Raw genomic sequence first — 18,861 nt, forward strand, 5'->3', positions numbered from 1 at the left:
TAGCCCGCATGTTCGCTATTCAGACGTGGATGCAAATGCAGGTTATTGGCAAGCAACCTTACCAAAACGAAATGAGCGGCTCTCTCATCTCTCACCTGCCAATCATTTTTCGTGTAGGGTTGCACCCGGTGTGCTGGAAATGTGTTTATTTCTCTTGATCTCCACATTGGCTCTGGCTACCAACCCAGCCCCAGTTCTCTCAAAGGATAGGGGCTTCTTCTTTTCTCATTCCTTCTATACCCAAGCTTCTCTTTAATAGGCAGGATCCAAGTGCTGTCGTGGTTGCAAACCAAGCCATTCTCGTAGAACTAATCTGTTTGACGTCACCCGCGCATAAAACCTTTCTTTTGTTATCTCGAACTGACGATTTTTAAAAGGGTAACGGCTGTTTTTTTGTTCGATTTTCGTCACTCGGCTTAAGTCGAAGAAACTTGAGCACGTTTATCGACTTTTCCTCAATTCTTCTAGACAAATCTCGCTATTTCACTTTTTTGAAAATTTATCTAAAGGTTCTGTATTTGGTGTCGTTAATAAAAGTAACTTTGAGAGAACTACTTGGTTTTCCGAGACGTCGGAAACCGCACCAACGGAAAATCAATTGGAGAAATCACCATGGCAGTGAATGTAAACACAAACGTATCAGCAATGACCGCTCAGCGTTACCTAAATAGCGCAAATTCAGCACAGCAAACTTCAATGGAGCGTTTGGCTTCAGGTTCAAAAATCAACAGCGCGAAAGATGACGCTGCGGGTCTACAAATCTCAAACCGTTTGAACGTACAAAGCCGCGGTCTTGATGTGGCCGTTCGTAATGCGAACGACGGCATTTCAATTGCACAAACCGCTGAAGGTGCAATGAATGAAACCACGAACATCCTGCAACGCATGCGTGATCTTTCTCTTCAATCAGCAAACGGCTCTAACTCAAAAGCAGAGCGCGTGGCGATCCAAGAAGAAGTGACAGCGCTAAATGACGAGTTAAATCGTATTGCGGAAACCACGTCTTTCGGTGGTAACAAGCTACTGAACGGTACGCACGGTTCAAAATCATTCCAAATCGGCGCTGACAACGGTGAAGCAGTGATGCTTGAGCTAAAAGACATGCGTTCAGACAACAAGATGATGGGTGGTGTAAGTTACCAAGCTGAAAATGGCAAAGGCAAAAACTGGAACGTTGCTGAGGGTAAAAACGATCTAAAAATCAGCTTAACGGATAGTTTTGGTCAAGAGCAAGAAATCAACATCAATGCGAAAGCGGGCGATGACATCGAAGAGTTAGCAACCTACATCAACGGTCAAACTGATTTAGTAAAAGCATCAGTAGACCAAGATGGCAAATTGCAGATCTTTGCTGATAACAACAAGGTAGATAGCGAAGTTTCTTTCTCTGGTGGTCTATCGGGTGAACTCGGTTTCGGTGAAGGTAAAAACGTAACCGTTGATACCATCGACGTAACGTCGGTTGGTGGTGCACAAGAATCAGTGGCTATTGTCGATGCTGCATTAAAATATGTTGATAGCCACCGCGCAGAGCTAGGTGCCTTCCAAAACCGTTTCGACCATGCAATTAACAACCTAGACAACATCAACGAGAACGTGAATGCGTCGAAGAGCCGAATCAAAGATACTGACTTTGCGAAAGAAACGACTCAAATGACGAAGTCACAAATTCTATCGCAAGCATCAAGCTCTATCCTTGCGCAAGCGAAACAAGCGCCAAACTCAGCGTTAAGTCTGCTAGGTTAACCGACTTCATACGAAAGATACCAAAGCCAGGTTTATTCCTGGCTTTTTGCTTCAAGCTAATAAGTGAATGGTGCAAGGCGTTTATTTCGATTAAATGGTCTCTCTAAATACCAATATTACGGCGATGATGACGCAGCGGCATCTCAGCCATGCAGCTGAGCAAAGCATTGAGTCACAACGCAATCTGACTTCTGGCTATCGGATTAATTCGGCCAGTGACGATGCTGCTGGTTTACAGATTTCCAATACTCTGAATGTTCAAACGAGAGGGCTTGATGTTGCGTTGAGAAATGCACATGACGCTTATTCTGTCGCACAAACGGCGGAAGGTGCTTTGCATGAGAGTAGCGAGGTTTTGCAACGCTTACGCTCTCTCGGGCTTCAAGCGGCAAACGGCAGTCACGATTCAAGTGATCGGCAAAGTATTCAATACGAAGTCATCGCGCTACAAGATGAGCTTGAACGTCTTGCGATCACGATGACATTTGGCGACAAGAACTTGTTTGATGGCTCCTACGGATCGCAAAGTTTCCATATTGGGGCGAATGCTAATTCGATTTCTCTGACTCTTAAAAACATGCGTAACCATATCCCCGAGATGGGTGGTCAACATTATATTGGGGATGCCATCGATAAGGACTGGCGAGTTACCAAAGACAATCAAACGCTCGTATTAGAATATCAAGACAGTACCGGCCAGAGCCAAAATGAGTCTATTATGCTTAAGTTGGGTGACCGTATAGAGCAAGTGGCGACTTATATTAATGCCCAGCAATCGGCGGTGAGTGTGTCGGTGACTGAGGACAACGAGCTGCAATTCTTTTCCTCTACATTGAACACCCCTGAAGGGCTTAAGCTGACCGGAAGTCTAGCTGATGAGCTTGATGTGAGCTCAGGCGTGCTGGTGACGATGGATGACATCAACATGTCAACCGTTGGAGGCGCACAGCTTTCTATTGGGGTGATCGATGCGGCAATTAAGTATGTCGATTCACACCGAAGCGAAATCGGTGGATTTCAAAATCGCGTCAGCAGTGCTATGGATAACTTAAACACGGTTAACCGCAGTGTGACTGAATCAAAAGGCCGGATACGCGATACCGATTTTGCTCGGGAGTCAACGGAGATGGTGCGTTCTCAAGTCTTACAAGATGCGACAAGCGCGTTATTGGCACAAGCAAAGCAAAGGCCAAGGGAGGCGTTGGGATTACTCAACTAATCAATTTTAGAAAATAAAAAACGCTGCCATTGGCAGCGTTTTTTCGTGCTGAGCTAAGTAGTGATTACTTAGTTACACGTAGTACTGGAGTTTCACCAACAGTTACAGAACCAGTAAGCTTGTTCAGCTCTTTGATTTCGTCCATGTTAGAGATAACAACTGGAGTAAGAGTCGATTTCGCTTTCTCTTCTAGTAGAGCTAGATCGAATTCGATTACAGTGTCGCCAGCTTTGACAGTTTGACCTTCTTCAGCGATACGCGTGAAGCCTTCGCCTTTAAGTTCAACAGTATCGATACCGAAGTGAACGAAAAGCTCAACACCGTCGTCAGACTCGATAGAGAATGCGTGGTTAGTTTCGAAGATCTTACCGATAGTACCGTTTACAGGAGCTACCATTTTGTTGCCTGCAGGCTTGATAGCAATACCATCACCAACGATCTTTTCAGCGAAAACAACATCTGGCACATCTTCGATGTTCACGATTTCACCAGAAAGTGGCGCGATGATTTCGATTGCACCAGCGGCAGCGCTGTCATCAGATACAAGCTTCTTAAGTTTGTCAAACAGACCCATTGTGTCATGCTCCTAAGGTTTGATTTTATTCTGTCGAATTATAGTATACCAATAACGTTCATTAGACGACTTTTTTCGCCGCCTAATGACCATTAAGTATTGAATAACCTGGTACTAGCGATTACTGAGTTTTTTCAGCAATGAACTTTTCTACAACGGCTTCGATTTCTGCAGCTGTTGGTAGAGCCAATGCTTCTTCCGCCATCGCTTTTACTTCTGCGAAGTTAGCGTTACGGATCACTTTCTTCACGGTTGGGATAGAGATGCCGCTCATAGAGAACTCATCTAGCCCCATACCAAGAAGTAGAAGTGTTGCACGCTCATCGCCTGCTAGCTCACCACACATGCCTGTCCATTTACCTTCCGCGTGAGACGCGTCGATAACTTGTTTGATAACAGTCAGTACTGCTGGTGATAGTGGGTTGTAAAGATGAGAAATCATCTCGTTACCACGGTCAACGGCTAGCGTGTACTGAGTCAGGTCGTTGGTACCGATAGAGAAGAAAGCCACTTCCTTCGCTAGGTGGTGCGCGATAGCTGCTGCAGCTGGAGTTTCAACCATTACACCGATTTCGATGTTTTCGTCGAATGCATGGCCTTCAGCGCGTAGCTCTGCTTTGTATTCTTCGATTGCTTTCTTAAGCTCACGGATTTCTTCAACAGAGATGATCATTGGGAACATGATACGTAGCTTACCGTGTGCAGACGCACGTAGGATGCCACGTAGCTGATCACGTAGAATTTCACGACGATCTAAGCTGATACGTACTGCACGCCAGCCTAGGAATGGGTTCATCTCTTTTGGAAGATCCATGTATGGAAGATCTTTGTCGCCGCCGATATCCATAGTACGGATGATCACAGCTTCACCGTTCATTGCTTCAGCAACTTCTTTGTAAGCTTGGTATTGCTCATCTTCCGTTGGAAGTGCATCACGGTCCATAAATAGGAACTCTGTACGGTACAGACCAACGCCTTCACCGCCGTTACGGATGATACCGTCACAGTCTTTTACCGTACCGATGTTGCCGCACACTTCTACGCGGTGACCGTCTAGAGTCTCTGCGTGTAGGTCTTTTAGCTTCGCTAACTCTTCTTTTTCTGCAATGAATGCCGCTTTAACTGCTTTTGCATCAGCGATTTCTTGCTCAGAAGGGTTGATAACAATCTTGTTGTTCATCGCGTCAAGGATCAGCATGTCGCCGTTCTTAACTTGTTTTGTGATGTCGTTAGTACCAACGATTGCTGGAAGCTCAAGAGAGCGAGCCATAATTGAAGTGTGAGAAGTACGACCGCCGATGTCACAAGCAAAACCAAGAACGTAGTCTAGGTTGATTTGTGCTGTTTCAGATGGCGTTAGGTCGTATGCTACTAGGATAACTTCTTCATTGATGTCACTTAGAGACACAATGTTGATGCCTAGAGCATTTTTAACGAAGCGTGAACCGATATCGCGAATATCTGTTGCACGTTCCTTTAGGTATTCGTCGTCAAGAGATTCTAGAGCACATGCTTGCTCTTCGATAACGGTGTAGATTGCGTTATCAGCAGACATTTTGTCGTTTTTGATCAGGGCTAGGATTTCCTCTTCTAGCTCTTCGTCTTCAAGAAGCATGATGTGACCTTCAAAGATCGCTTCTTTTTCTTCACCAAACGTTTCAAGCGCTTTTTGCTTGATAGTTTCTAGTTGAGCAGATGATTTGTTACGAGCGTCAAAGAAACGTGCAACTTCTGCTTCTACTTGATCATCAGAAATAGTGTTTGTGTTTAGGACAATTTCATCTTCTTGAAGTAGTAGTGCTTTACCGATTGCAATACCAGGAGATGCTAGGATGCCTGAAATCATAGCTTTACCTTAAGTTGGTCAACTTTATAAAACGGGAGAATAATGGGTGCGCTAACGAATAGTTTTAGCTTAGTTTTGAGTCTATTTCCAACAAAGCCATTTTGCTTGCACAAAATGGCTTCTGAAATAGGAGACCGGATTAGTGTAGCTCGTCCATTAGAGCAACTAGGTGGTCTACAGCTTGTTGAGCTTGTGGGCCTTCAGCTGAGATAGTCACTAGTGTGCCTTTTACTAGGCCTAGTGTTTGTAGTTTGAAAAGGCTCTTAGCGCTAGCGCTTTTACCGTTAGAAGTCACAGTGATGTCTGCGTCGAATGCTTTAGCTTCTTTAACGAACTGTGCAGCTGGACGAGTGTGAAGGCCGTTTTCTGCAGTGATTTCTACTTGCTTCTCGTACATGTGATATACCCCAATAAATGTATTTTTTGTTAGTTGTGACTAAATTCTAGCTTAACTGCTTTATGTCTTGTGCGCTACCGCGGGAGAGTTCAAGCACGTCAGAATTGATACTAGTCAAAAGTTTGGTCACTACGCAACTGTTTGCGTGCGTAATAACTTTGAAACCTTTTTGGTCTAGCTTCTTTATTTTGAAGCTTAAAATAAAACGCCCTGATATTACCAAAGGTGAGGCAGGGATCAACAAAAAAGCCCCTGACCGGGGCTATTTTAAACGAAAAATTGATTTGACCACATATTACTGTTGGTTCTCTTTATCAGTAAAGATGCCTGAAAATAGCGCAGTACTTAGGTAGCGTTCACCAGAGCTTGGAAGGACGGTTACGATAGTTTTTCCTTCAAATTCAGGCAGTTCTGCAAGGCGATTTGCTGCAACAACGGCTGCGCCTGAAGAGATGCCGGCAAGGATGCCTTCTTCAGACATTAAGCGACGAGCCATCTCAATCGCTTCTTCAGAGGTTACCTGCTCCACGCGGTCAATCAGCTCTAAATCTAGGTTGCCGGGGATGAACCCTGCGCCAATGCCTTGGATTTTGTGTGGTGCTGGTTGAATTTCTTCACCTGCTAGTGCTTGTGCAATGACAGGGGATTCTGCTGGTTCAACCGCGACAGAGGTGATGGCTTTGCCTTTCTCGCCTTTGATGTAACGGCTTGTTCCTGTGATCGTACCGCCAGTACCAACACCCGCGACGAATACATCGATTTCACCGTCAGTGGCTTCCCAGATTTCTGGGCCAGTCGTCTTCTCGTGAATTTCTGGGTTGGCAGGGTTGTTGAATTGTTGCAGAAGTAGGTATTTTTCTGGGTTACTGGCGACAATCTCTTCCGCTTTAGCAATCGCACCTTTCATGCCTTTTGCGGCTTCAGTAAGTTCAAGGTTTGCGCCGAGAGCTTTAAGCAGTTTACGGCGCTCAAGACTCATTGACTCTGGCATGGTGAGCGTTAGCTTATAACCGCGAGCGGCTGCTACGAATGCAAGCGCAATACCGGTATTACCACTTGTCGGTTCTACGAGTTCAACCCCGGGTTTTAGTGTGCCAGCTTTTTCTGCTTCCCATATCATGTTTGCACCGATACGGCATTTCACACTGAAACTTGGGTTACGCGCTTCGATTTTCGCGAGAACCTTGCCATTGCTCACTTTGTTTAAGCGAACGAGAGGAGTATTACCAATGGTAAGAGAGTTGTCTTCGTAGATCTTGCTCATAGTGATGTTCCTTCATTACACGATTTGTAAATATGTTTAGAAGAATATGCTGTATGGAAAAAAGGGAAAAGGATTAAAAAGTTATATCTTATGAGGTTGATCGAGAATTATGCAAAATAACCGGGGAGGTATACATATCCTCTCCGGTTGGTATAAATCTGGTTTACCGCTGATGCTTAAACTCTGCCACCCACATAGCGGTCGCACCACATACCGCAACAGGCATTACGATAAGATTGAGGATTGGAATGGTAGTAAAGACCGAAACCAACACACCGAACCCATACGCTTTACCCTGTTTTTGTTTCAACTTGTAACGCATGTCATTGAATGGCATTTTATGATTATCAAACGGATAATCACAGTATTGGATTGCTAGCATCCATGCAGTAAAGAAAAACCATAAGAAAGGCCCGACGGTTTGCCCTAACGCAGGGATTAATAAAAGCAGGAATAGTCCAATCGCTTTAGGCAATACATAAAGGAGTTTACGCCATTCACGGGCCATGACTCGAGGCACATCTTTAATCAGTGCAGTTAAGCCGTCGTCATTCACTTTTTGTCCTGTTAGTAACTCTTCCACTTTCTCAGCCAGTAAACCATTGAACGGAGCAGCAATGAAGTTTGCTAATGTACTGAAAAAATAGGAGAAAGCGGCGAGAATTGTCAGAGCTAGGATTGGCCACAGAATATAAGTTAACCAAGACAGAAACTCAGGAAGCTGGCCAATCCACCCTTCAATCCAACGGTCTAAATGAAAAAATAGATAAAAGATGGCACCGCCCACAAGCAAGACATTCGCCAGTAGAGGGAGCAAGACAAAACGTCTAATTTCTGGAGAGAGTGCGAGTTGCATTCCGTATAGGAAATAACCGAATCCGGTTCTTTTCTGGTTGTTTAATTTCATATCCATTATGTATTTTGGGGAGTGAATACTCATTGTACCTGTGGTTACTTTTCTTTCAATGCCCAACAAAAATGGGCTTGTAAAGTAGAATCGTGGCAAGTATCACAACAAAAAATGGAACTTCTTACATTAAGTTGTTCTAAACCTACATATAGTTTTGGTAAAGTAAAGCATCATTCAGATTTATTGCACTTGGGTTGCTACTCATGGAATGGCGAGTAGTCAAGAACAAGTAGATTGAGAGTAAATAATGCAGGAATTGCGATTCGTACTCATTGTCGTTGGCGCACTAGCCATCGCCGCATTGCTGTTTCACGGTTTGTGGACCAGTAAAAAAGAAGGCAAAGCAAAATTTGGTAACAAGCCACTTGGTAAGTTGGATGTTGACCAAGTGGATAGAGAAAATAAAGAACTAGAGCGTGAGTTTGCTCCTGCGCCGGAAGATGACTTTGAGATTATCCGTAAAGATCGCAAAGAACCAGATTTTGGAATAGAGAGTTCATTTGACAACAAATTCGCTTCAGATCCTCTTATTGATGATGTTCTTGATGAAAAAGAGAGAGAGCGAAAAGAAGAGGCCATCCCTGCATTTGTTGCGACCAAAGCAGAAAGTGATATTGAGCCACTGATGCAAGAGCCCATTCAGCCTGTTGTTGATGAGAGCATCATTGAACCTGTTTTCGAACCACTTGAAGTGACGCCGGTTGAAGATACTCCGCTGCAGGCAGAGCAAGCAGAAGAGCCGAAGTCAGCGCCAGAAATGCAAGTGATCGTGCTAAACGTACATTGCGCAGGTGATGAGCCATTTGTTGGCACTAAACTGTTTGATAGTATGCAACAAAATGGTTTGATCTATGGTGAAATGGACATATTCCACCGCCATGTAGATTTGTCTGGCAATGGAAAAGTGCTCTTTAGTGTCGCCAATATGATGCATCCTGGTACATTGGCACACAATGACCCGGCTGAGTTTACCACCAAAGGTATTTCCTTCTTTATGACTTTACCTTGTTATGGTGAGGCTGATCAGAACTTTAACCTTATGCTTCGCACAGCGCAGTTAATCGCTGATGATATGGGCGGTAATGTACTTGATGACAAACGAAACTTAATGACGCCTGATCGATTATCGTCTTATCGCCGTCAAATAGTTGAGTTTACCACCGCTAGCGCATAATCTTAGCACCAAATAATGATAGGGCTCCGTTAGGAGCCCTTTTTCTTAGATTTCCAACTACATTGATTGACTATACACGGGGCTTTAATATGTCTGAATCCGTACTTCAGCGACTAGAAGAGCTAAAAGAGTCGTTGCATTACCACGCCGTTCGTTACTACGTGGAAGATAACCCAGAGATTCCTGACGCAGAATACGACCGTATGATGCGTGAACTGCTGGATATTGAAGCCGAGCATCCAGAACTGATCACACTTGACTCACCAAGCCAGCGCGTAGGTGGTCAACCTTTGTCTGAATTCAGCCAAGTGACACACGAAGTTCCGATGTTGTCGCTAGATAATGCGTTTGATGATGGCGAGCTCGGCAGTTTTCATAAGCGTGCTCAAGACCGAATTCCGGGACAAACCATCAAACAGTACTGCTGTGAGCCAAAGCTTGATGGCCTTGCAGTCAGTCTACTGTATGAAAATGGTATTTTGGTTCAAGCCGCGACACGCGGTGATGGTACGACGGGTGAGAACATTACCGAGAATGTGCGTACTATCAGTGCGATTCCTCTCAAGCTACAAGGGCAAGACTGGCCAGCACGCCTTGAAGTACGTGGCGAAGTATTTATGCCCAAAGCAGGGTTTGACAAACTGAATGAGCTAGCTCGTCAAAAAGGTGACAAAGTTTTTGTTAACCCAAGAAATGCGGCTGCGGGTAGTTTGCGTCAGTTAGACTCACGCATTACCGCCTCTCGTCCGTTAAGCTTTTATGCCTACAGCGTGGGGGTTGTGGAAGGGGCGACGTTGGCTGCCAGCCACTATGAGCGCTTTCTACAGATTAAATCTTGGGGCTTACCCATGTGCCCTGAAACCAAGCGTGTAGGTAGCCTAGATGATGTCAAAGTTTACTATCAAGATATATTGGAACGCCGTGAAGCCCTAGCGTACGAAATTGATGGTGTGGTTATCAAAGTGGATGATATTGCGATTCAAGAGAGGCTCGGTTTTGTTGCTCGTGCTCCACGTTGGGCAATTGCATACAAATTCCCCGCGCAAGAAGAGATCACAACCCTAAATGATGTCGAGTTTCAGGTTGGTCGTACCGGTGCAATTACCCCAGTCGCTAAGCTTGAGCCTGTTTTCGTTGGTGGTGTGACTGTAAGTAATGCGACACTGCACAATGCGGACGAAATCGAACGTTTACAAGTGATGGTTGGCGACCAAGTTGTGATTCGCCGTGCGGGCGATGTCATTCCGCAGGTGGTTTCTGTAATCAAAGAACGTCGACCTGAATCAGCGCGTGAAATTGTCTTCCCTAATTTGTGTCCAGTATGTCGTTCACACGTTGAACGTATCGAAGGGGAAGCGGTAACACGTTGTACAGGGGGACTTGTTTGCCAAGCGCAACGTAAAGAAGCGCTAAAACATTTTGTTTCTCGTAAAGCGCTCGATGTCGACGGACTTGGAGAGAAGGTGATCGAACAGTTAGTCGACCGTGAAATGGTCGAAACACCGGCAGATTTGTTCAAGTTATCTGCGGGCGTGTTGACGGTTCTGGATCGTATGGGGCCTAAATCGGCGACAAACATTGTCAATGCGTTAGAAAAGTCGAAACTCACCACATTGCCACGTTTCTTGTATTCGCTCGGCATTCGAGAGGTCGGTGAAGCGACCGCTGCCAACTTAGCACAACATTTCAAGTCACTTGACGCCATTCAAGTCGCTACGCAAGAGCAGCTCGTTGAAGTGCAAGATATTGGTGTGGTTGTGGCGAAGCACATTACGACCTTTTTTGGTGAAGAGAACAATCAAGCCGTGGTGCAAGACTTGCTCGCACAAGGTATCAATTGGCCAGAAATCGCTGCGCCACAGGAAGGTGTTGAACTTCCGCTAGACGGTAAAACGGTTGTGTTAACAGGAACGCTTTCCCAGTTGGGTCGCTCGGAAGCAAAAGAGGCGCTACAGAGTCTAGGAGCAAAAGTCACGGGCAGTGTGTCTAAGAAAACCGATATTCTATTTGCTGGGGAAAATGCTGGTTCCAAGCTTGCCAAAGCACAAGAGCTTGGAATTGAGATTCAAACCGAGCAAGACTTACTTGATTTGATGAAATAATTCTTGTCAAGAAAGCTAAGAAATAGCTTAAAAGCCTCAGATGACAATCACCTGAGGCTTTTTTGTGTTGATTAAAAAGCGTGCAATTAAGGCTGGCCAATGGCAATGAAATCATTTCAGTGATCGGGATCTCTCAACACGCTATTGCGTTTATTCTTCTGTTTAGTCTGCGATCTGCTTCAAGTTAAATTTCAGTGCTAGCACTTAAGTTGTTGAAAGTATTTATTTTTTACTGAGAATGAAATCTTATGGTAAAAAGTAAGATCTAGATCAACAACTTGTATGGAACTTTGGCGTTGGTCATATTTTTTTAGAAAAAAAATAAGTTCCATTTGGATGTTTATCGCCGCGAAGTTAGTCTAGCACCATGGATACACAGTGTGTATGCAGAAAAAAATAAGAACTGAATTTTAAACAATGAGGTTCACATAGGAATTTACTTCTCCCCTTTGGCGGCCAACTTAAGGTGAGCAAGAAAAATACAGCTATATCCATTTTTAGGAGTTTTCCATGGACAAAATGTTTAAACGTACACTACTAGGCGCTGCTGTAGCTGCAGCAGGTTTCGCGGGCACAGCAAACGCAGCAATCCCACTAGCGGGTGATGCGGTTCAATTCTACGGCCAAGCAGCAGGTTTCATGACTTATGTCGACCCAGCAGAAGGTGACGGTTCAGTTGCTACAACTATCGAATCTCGCATAGGTTTCCGTGGTGTGGTTGAGTTCGAAGATTTCGGCCCTAACTTCATTTGGCAAATCGAAGGCGGTAACGCAAACAACGGCGGTTTCGATCCTAACCAATCTTGGACGCACACAGATAACGGTCAGTTAGGTGCACGTGATACTTACCTAGGTTTTGATTTTGACGGTGTTGGTTCTTTCAAATGGGGTCGCCAACTTGTTGCAGCATACAACTACGTAGACTGGCCGCACTCAAACCCAGGTCTTGGTAACGTTTTTGACTGGAACAACGATATCGGTGCTGGTTACGAAGATCGTGCAAACAACGTATTGCGTTTTGATTCAGCGAACTTTAATGGTTTTAACTTCCAAGCAACATTAAGCGGTATGGGTGCGTCTACAGAGCAAATCGTATCTAACATTGCGGGTTCTTACTCACAAGAGATGTTCAGCGTTCACGCGGGTTACTACACGCAAAAAGGTTACAATGTAGACACAGAAGTTGAGGGTGTTTCTAAAAAAGCGGGTGACATCTCTTACTACGTAGTAGGTGGTTCCGTATTCCTAGATAACCTAACATTGACTGCAGCAATGAAAGGTATGGAAAACAACGCTTACGATGGCAAAGCAGTTAAGGCTAAGCAAAATGCTTATTCTGCAACAGCACAATACGTACTTGATGGTCAGTGGGTATTTAAAGCGGGTTACGCCTCAACTGATGACGCAAAAGTTGGTGGTGATAAGCAAGCTAATACCAACGACCTAGCGGTAACAGCACGTCTTGGTTACCTACTACCGAGCACATACCTATACCTAGATTCTCGTAACTACAAGATGAATGACTCTGACAAGTGGACAAACGGTGTCCTAGCTGGCGTAGAATACTACTTCTAATTTAGCTAAGTCATTATCTAATGTATTATTAGCGAGCGTCATTGACGCTCGCTTTTTAGTTGAGGGGAAGGATATGAAATCAATAGGTAAGTGGCTTGCAGTATCTGTAGGCGTCTTTTCTTGTAGTGCGATGTCAGCAGTCAATATTGATTTGCATCGAGATATCGAGCCAATCGTAGTCAATGGTGAAAAACTGGGTTTTTTTATTAACAAAAAGAGTGTGCTTGCTCTAGACGATGGACTCAATCAAATGGTCGTGAGTGTTGGTAAGTTAGTGCAAAATCAATACGGTGAACGAGAAAAATTTAATTCAAAGCCATTTATCATTACGTTTGAATCATCGAATGCGGATCTTGAACTGCTTTTACCTACTACATTCACCAAAATTGAAGACGCGAAAAAATTTGATCAATCTCCAAGCTATATTTTGAGAAACAAAAAATCAGGTGAACTCGTCGAAAATGTTCAAGCAATACTGCCAGACAGCGGCGGCCTAACCCGTGACTATGAAAAAGAAGTTGCCAAATACAATCACAAAAACGGCTTCTCGATTGGCTACTTAGCAGCAAAAGACGAAAAAGGTAGTGTCAATAATAATTCATATGCAGTAGAAAACGCGAAAGCGGAATCAAATAGTAAATCGGTTGAAATGATTAAGTATTGGTATGAAAAAGCCAACAGTAGTGATAGAAAAACCTTTACTGATTTAGCATTAAGCAATAGAAACTCAGAAATAAAACAAGAAAATAACCAACAATCTCAGAGTTTAGAAATGATGATTTATTGGTTTAATGAGACTGAAAAAAGCGGTAAAAAGTCAATTGCCACATGGCTAATAAATCAAGAATGATCAAATTGGGGGCGATATAAGCCCCCAACATTATTTTATTGCGGCCAAGAGTATGTACCACCTTGGATACGACACATTTCGCTAGGGATGTACTCAACAGAATTGTTGTCCATATTACAATTTACTAAAGGCCCTAAAGCGGTTGAACCTAGTGTACTAGCAGTCGTTGATGCTGAAAATGCAAACAACGCTGTGAGAAGTAATGGTAAAAATGATTTCATAGTTTTCCCTCTTACTTACCTTTAAAAATATAAGCACTTCATACCCATGCTTATGCGTTAAGTATGTATAGAGACCCGAAAAGATCAAAAATAAATTCAATAAGCTTTTATTTTTTAAAATGAATTTAGATTTACATTTAGTCTATTTTGATATGTATGTTGCTGAATGTTTATCAACTTCAAGGAAGGTGTTTTAAAAATGGATAGGATTTTATTAATATATCTATCACTTAATTTCCATTGGTAATTAAAATAACGTAATGAAATATAATAGGTAGTTAGAAAGGACTGAAGTAAGGGGTGATAGTCACCCCTTTATTTTGGCAAAAATTATTGAGAGACGGGTTTTACGGTTAAGATTATACCTTCAATCGCGACGATTTCGACTCTGGTCCCGGCAGGGAGATCATGTTCGCATTGGGCAGACCAAGTGGTATCTGCCACACGAAGTCGGTTGATTCCAACCTTAAAATCTTCTTCAAGGGTGACGATATTACCAATAAGCTGTTTATGTTTTTGGTTAAGATCCCGTTCTTGATCGTTTTTCCTGTCTTTCGCCCATTGGCGACGCCACCATAACCAAGTGGTGACGAGACTGAACGTAGCAAAAGCAAGCCACTGGAGTTGCCAGTTTATGGGGAGGACGGACATTATCATGCCGACAAGTAGAGCCGATATCCCGAGCCAGAGAAAATAACCGGCTGTCCCTAGCAACTCCACGGCAAGCAATGCGAGACCAAATGCGATCCAATACCAAAAAGTTACCCCTTGCAGAAAACTAAATAAGCTCATTACGCTTTGCCTTGTTTAAACATTTCTGCCACGCCCGCAATAGACCCCATCAGGCCCGTCGCTTCGATAGGTAACATGATGATTTTGCCATTCTCCGCTTGGCCGATACTTTTCAGTGCGTCGGTATACCCTTGAGCGATGAAATAATTGACCGCTTGCATATCACCCTGAGCTATCGCGTCAGAAACCATTTGTGTTGCTTTCGCTTCCGCCTGAGCCGCACGTTCACGTGCTTCAGCATGAAGAATAGCAGACTGTTTCTCACCTTCAGCTTTTAATATTTCAGATTGTTTTTGGCCTTCAGCTCGAAGTATCTCTGCCTGACGGATACCTTCAGCTTCTAGGATCTCGGCACGTTTGTTACGTTCTGCCTTCATCTGTGCATTCATTGCTGCTGTTAAGTCAGCTGGCGGCTGGACATCTTTTATCTCGATACGAGTGACTTTTACTCCCCATGGGTTCGTTGCTTGGTCGACAATGGTCAGCAATTTTGTATTGATCATGTCTCGCTGACTGAGCATTTCATCCAGCTCCATAGAACCAAGGACGGTACGAATATTGGTTAGGGTAAGGTTGCGGATCGCATGTTCAAGATCGTTGACCTCGTAAGCGGCTTTAGCGGCATCAATCACTTGAACAAAGCCAACGGCATCAATGACGACATTCGCGTTGTCTTTGGAAATGACCTCCTGCGCTGGAATATCGAGAACGCGCTCCATCATGTTGATTTTTTGCCCAACGCGGTCAATGAAAGGGATAATCAAATTTAACCCGGGCTTGAGAGTGTGGGTATAGCGCCCAAAGCGTTCTACCGTCCAGTTATTGCCTTGCGGAACCGTTTTGATTGCAGAGGCGAGAATGATGATCGCCAGAGCGACGAAAATACCGATGGTAATTAATGAGTCAATTGGCATGTGCTATTCCCTAAAGTGCATAATGTGTTGGTTTATTTTTGCGCATTAAGGGGGATTAAACAATTGAATAAATGAGAGTTGTGCTAGATTCCTGACAGAATAAAGGCCAGAATAATCCAGCCTTATAGTTGTACTACATGTTGCCTTAATAAGGCTAATACAAGATAGAGTATAGCTGACGACGGTATTTACTTGCGGTTACGTTACCTTGGCCTAGTGCACTTAAGATATCCATAAAGGTTTTCTTCACTTCGCCATCCTGAGCGCCGAGATTTACTTTGAGAATGTTCCAAAGCAGTTCTAATGCCTCTTCGTCACGGCCAACTTGGTTGTATTGAATCGCAAGTTCACACGCCAATTCTAAGTTGTCAGGATTTGTTGCTCGCTCTTGCTCAAGGCGCTGAAGTTCTGGGCTGTCTGCTGCTTGAAGATGCAGATCTAACTTAGCGATCAAGCCTTTATAGTAGTTGTCTTGGTACTCAAGTGGGATCGCGTTCAACAGCGTTTGTGCCAACTCAAACTGCTTGGTTTCAAGTAGACAGTCTGCGCTGGCGAGCTTTACATCACCACGAGCTTGGATCTCTTCTGGTAAGGTTTGTAGGATAGTGAGCGCTTGCGCATGCTCACCTTGTTGTAATAGATCACTTGCTTGTTGGAGCCGGAGTTCATCTTGGCTTGGCAAATGTTTTTGTAGCATTGCCGCAATCGTATCGATAGCTTGCGGCCCGCCTAAACCATCGACGGCTTGACCGTTGATAAATAAAGCGATGGTTGGCAGTACTTGAACACCAAACTGAGAGGCAAGTGCGGGCTGTTGCTCACAGTTCAATAAAGCAAGTGTGAATGTGCCATTGTATTGCTGAGTCAGCATTTGTAGCTCAGGAATTACCTGCGCACTTTCAGGTTGAGCGCTCGCCCAGAATTGGATCAACACAGGCGTGTTCATTGACCCTTCAAGTGTTTCGCGGAAATTTTGTTCTGTTAACTCAACGATAAATGGGGATTGCATCAGAGTATCCTTGCTTTTGTTTCTTGTTGTTGATTGTAGATATGGAGTTGAAATTATGGAAATTCAAGCGTTCAAGCAGATAGAAAGGAAAAACGCTACCGAAGCAGCGTGTTCCAGATAGCAAGCGAAAGTGCTAATAAATTTGGCCAGCTCCAGTACGATGTAGAGTAGACGTTATTGGTGTGCTAGGTGTGGAATCAAAATAGGATGAGCATGGCCAACACTACACCCACACTAAGCCAGTTAAGCTGATTTAATGTCATTATTGTCTCGTGCAAATACAAAACAGAAAAGGGTGGCGATACCAAATCTAAGTGAGTATCGGCATCGCGTTCAGGCTTGATGGATAAAGATACTGACTAAGAAATTGATTCGAACATTGAGGTTTTCTTAACCTACATGCTCATAATGACATCATATTGTTACGGTAAAATTACATGGTGATAAAAAGTTTTTATGCGGTTTGTCGCAAAATTTTATCAAGTAAACGAGTCGGTAACAGGCGTTTCAGTACGGCAAAGACTTTGGTTGGTGTCGTGATTCGGTAGCGAATTTTGGGTTTGTCGCTTGTTAATGCGTGTAGCACGGGATCAATGCAAGATTCCGCAGGGAGGACGAATTTGTTGTTCGATTTATCATTGTCTAAACGTTGTTTTTGCCCTTCGTAGGCCGCTTTATGTGGGCTGCTTTCAACGTCAATCCATTGCTCAAAAGCTTTTAAAGCATTGTGCCTAAATTGGGTTTCAATTGGGCCAGGCTCGATCAACGCGACTTTGATGTTGGTGTCCATCAACTCCAAGCGGAGGGTATCGGTCCAACCTTCGAGCGCAAACTTAGAGGCGTTATAGGCTCCACGATATTTCATTGCCGCAAAGCCTAGTACTGAACTGTTTTGAATGATGCGCCCTTCACCTTGTGCTCGCATTTGAGGAAGGATTTCTCGAACCAACTGATGCCAGCCAAAGAAATTGGTTTGAAACTGCGCTTGAAGTGCTTGAGTAGGTAAATCTTCTAATGCGCCAGGTTGGCCGTAAGCGCCATTATTGAAGACGGCGTAAAGCTTTCCATCTGTCAATTCGAGTGTGCGCTTCACCCCGAGGGAAATGCTGCCAGGATCATTGAGGTCCAGTTTTATGCAGGTTAACCCTTCTCGGTTTAGACGTTCAACATCTTGATCGCGACGGCAAGAGGCGATGACGTTGAACCCCTCTTTCTGTAAAGCATGGGCACATACGTAGCCGATGCCCGTCGAGCATCCGGTGATTAGAATCGATTTTTTCATGTAGAAGGCTCACAAAGGGTCAGTGATCCTTATCATTCAACAACTTCTATCGTTAAGCAAGTGCTTGAGTGCAGGTTCGACTCGCGAATAACTGAACTTAAAGCCTAGCTCGGTGAGCTTCTTTGGCTTGGCTCGAATACTATCGAATAACAGGCATGAGGATTCACCCATTGCCATGGTCATCACCCATTTCGGGGTGAATAAGAGGTGAGGACGTTTGAGGGTTTTTGCTAAGGTACGGCTGAAGTTCCGGTTGCTGACAGGGTGAGGAGCGCACAAGTTAAACTCTCCGTGGGCATGTGGTGTTTCCAATAAATACATAATGGCGCGTACCATATCGAGAATGTGGATCCAAGGCATGTATTGATTGCCATTGCCCAAATAGCCGCCTAAGCCCAGTTTGTAAGGCAAGAGCATTTTGGCAAGTGCGCCCCCATTTTGGCCGAGTACCACACCAGTTCGCAACAGACACACGCGAGTTTGCTCTGATTCTGCGCGCTTAGCAATTTGCTCCCATTTCGCACAGACGGTATGAGTGAATTCATCGCTATTGACTTGTAAGCATTCATCGAAGGGGTGATCTTGTTGATCGCCGTAATACCCCACCGCAGAGCCACTGATAAATACAGAAGGTGGTTCGGTGCTGGCGTGGATCAGTTCTACAATTCTTTCGGTTACCTTCCAACGGCTTTTGCAAATAAGATCTTTTTGTTTTGTTGTCCAACGCTTATCGGCAATCGGCTCACCAGCGAGGTTGATTACAGCGTCAACGTCATTCAAATCTTCGATCGAATCAAGGGAATCCAAATAGTCAATATTACCAACATCGGCATGTTTTAGACGTTGTTTCGCTTGTGCAGGGTTTCGCGTTAACAACATAATTTGATGAGTGGTTAAGAGCTTGAGTAATTCTGACCCTATAAAGCCTGTACCACCAGTCAATAATATCTTCATGAATTCCCTTCGATTGTTAAAACGATGTACAT

At 44.2% G+C, this 18,861-nt stretch carries 16 protein-coding genes; 6 read left to right on the forward strand and 10 right to left on the reverse strand.

The genetic code is table 11. From position 1 onward, the window contains the following. The first annotated feature begins 612 nt into the window (after positions 1–612). Together ACVA54_RS12720 and ACVA54_RS12725 are read left to right on the forward strand one after the other, a co-directional pair. Complete coding sequence (locus tag ACVA54_RS12720) at positions 613–1,746, forward strand: flagellin (RefSeq protein WP_119463690.1); 1,134 nt, start codon at positions 613–615, stop codon at positions 1,744–1,746. Between the two features lie 94 nt (positions 1,747–1,840). After that, positions 1,841–2,965 (forward strand): flagellin, encoded by a 1,125-nt coding sequence (locus tag ACVA54_RS12725; RefSeq protein ID WP_446645753.1) that lies wholly within the window; start codon positions 1,841–1,843, stop codon positions 2,963–2,965. A gap of 64 nt (positions 2,966–3,029) precedes the next feature. On the opposite strand, the gene crr is transcribed toward ACVA54_RS12725, so the two are convergent. The 5 genes from crr to cysZ form a co-directional block, all read right to left on the reverse strand. Beyond that, a complete protein-coding gene (gene crr, locus ACVA54_RS12730) occupies positions 3,030–3,539 on the reverse strand; it encodes a PTS glucose transporter subunit IIA (RefSeq protein ID WP_099079287.1) in 510 nt (169 codons plus the stop codon). 121 nt (positions 3,540–3,660) lie between these two features. After that, complete coding sequence (gene ptsI, locus ACVA54_RS12735; protein WP_099079288.1) at positions 3,661–5,385, reverse strand: phosphoenolpyruvate-protein phosphotransferase PtsI; 1,725 nt, start codon at positions 5,383–5,385, stop codon at positions 3,661–3,663. A 139-nt stretch (positions 5,386–5,524) separates the two neighbouring features. Beyond that, positions 5,525–5,782, reverse strand: coding sequence for an HPr family phosphocarrier protein (locus ACVA54_RS12740; RefSeq protein WP_099079289.1), 258 nt, complete (start codon positions 5,780–5,782; stop codon positions 5,525–5,527). 295 nt (positions 5,783–6,077) lie between these two features. Continuing rightward, positions 6,078–7,046, reverse strand: a complete 969-nt coding sequence (gene cysK / locus ACVA54_RS12745; RefSeq protein ID WP_119463687.1) for a cysteine synthase A — start codon at positions 7,044–7,046, stop codon at positions 6,078–6,080. Positions 7,047–7,209: 163 nt separating this feature from the next. Next, the gene (gene cysZ, locus ACVA54_RS12750) at positions 7,210–7,953 is read right to left on the reverse strand and encodes a sulfate transporter CysZ (protein ID WP_099079358.1); all 744 of its coding nucleotides are present in this window, start codon (positions 7,951–7,953) and stop codon (positions 7,210–7,212) included. 250 nt (positions 7,954–8,203) lie between these two features. Between cysZ and zipA the strand changes: the two genes are divergently transcribed. The 4 genes from zipA to ACVA54_RS12770 all read left to right on the forward strand — a co-directional run bounded on the left by zipA (position 8,204) and on the right by ACVA54_RS12770 (position 13,657). Beyond that, positions 8,204–9,130 carry a cell division protein ZipA gene (gene zipA / locus ACVA54_RS12755; RefSeq protein ID WP_099079291.1) on the forward strand — a complete coding sequence of 309 codons (927 nt, stop codon included), beginning with the start codon at positions 8,204–8,206 and terminating at the stop codon, positions 9,128–9,130. A gap of 89 nt (positions 9,131–9,219) precedes the next feature. Next, entirely contained in the window at positions 9,220–11,232 is a 2,013-nt protein-coding gene (gene ligA / locus ACVA54_RS12760; RefSeq protein WP_119463686.1) for an NAD-dependent DNA ligase LigA, read from the forward strand. A 510-nt stretch (positions 11,233–11,742) separates the two neighbouring features. Then, complete coding sequence (locus tag ACVA54_RS12765; protein WP_119463685.1) at positions 11,743–12,807, forward strand: porin; 1,065 nt, start codon at positions 11,743–11,745, stop codon at positions 12,805–12,807. Between the two features lie 73 nt (positions 12,808–12,880). Next, positions 12,881–13,657 (forward strand): YccT family protein, encoded by a 777-nt coding sequence (locus ACVA54_RS12770; RefSeq protein WP_119463684.1) that lies wholly within the window; start codon positions 12,881–12,883, stop codon positions 13,655–13,657. Between the two features lie 551 nt (positions 13,658–14,208). Here ACVA54_RS12770 and ACVA54_RS12775 read toward each other — a convergent pair. The 5 genes from ACVA54_RS12775 to ACVA54_RS12795 all read right to left on the reverse strand — a co-directional run bounded on the left by ACVA54_RS12775 (position 14,209) and on the right by ACVA54_RS12795 (position 18,829). Beyond that, positions 14,209–14,670 carry an NfeD family protein gene (locus ACVA54_RS12775; RefSeq protein ID WP_446640138.1) on the reverse strand — a complete coding sequence of 154 codons (462 nt, stop codon included), beginning with the start codon at positions 14,668–14,670 and terminating at the stop codon, positions 14,209–14,211. Further along, on the reverse strand, positions 14,670–15,584 hold the full coding sequence (locus tag ACVA54_RS12780) for an SPFH domain-containing protein (protein WP_099079297.1): 915 nt from the start codon (positions 15,582–15,584) through the stop codon (positions 14,670–14,672). Before ACVA54_RS12780 ends, ACVA54_RS12775 begins: the two co-directional genes overlap by 1 nt. Positions 15,585–15,738: 154 nt before the next feature. After that, on the reverse strand, positions 15,739–16,593 hold the full coding sequence (locus tag ACVA54_RS12785; protein WP_099079298.1) for a thioredoxin family protein: 855 nt from the start codon (positions 16,591–16,593) through the stop codon (positions 15,739–15,741). A gap of 454 nt (positions 16,594–17,047) precedes the next feature. After that, positions 17,048–17,875, reverse strand: a complete 828-nt coding sequence (locus ACVA54_RS12790) for an SDR family oxidoreductase (protein ID WP_119463682.1) — start codon at positions 17,873–17,875, stop codon at positions 17,048–17,050. 36 nt (positions 17,876–17,911) lie between these two features. Next, positions 17,912–18,829: a TIGR01777 family oxidoreductase gene (locus tag ACVA54_RS12795; RefSeq protein WP_119463681.1), complete on the reverse strand. Its 918-nt coding sequence runs from the start codon at positions 18,827–18,829 to the stop codon at positions 17,912–17,914. Positions 18,830–18,861 lie beyond the last annotated feature (32 nt).

The organism is Vibrio sp. PNB23_22_6 (assembly GCF_052877535.1).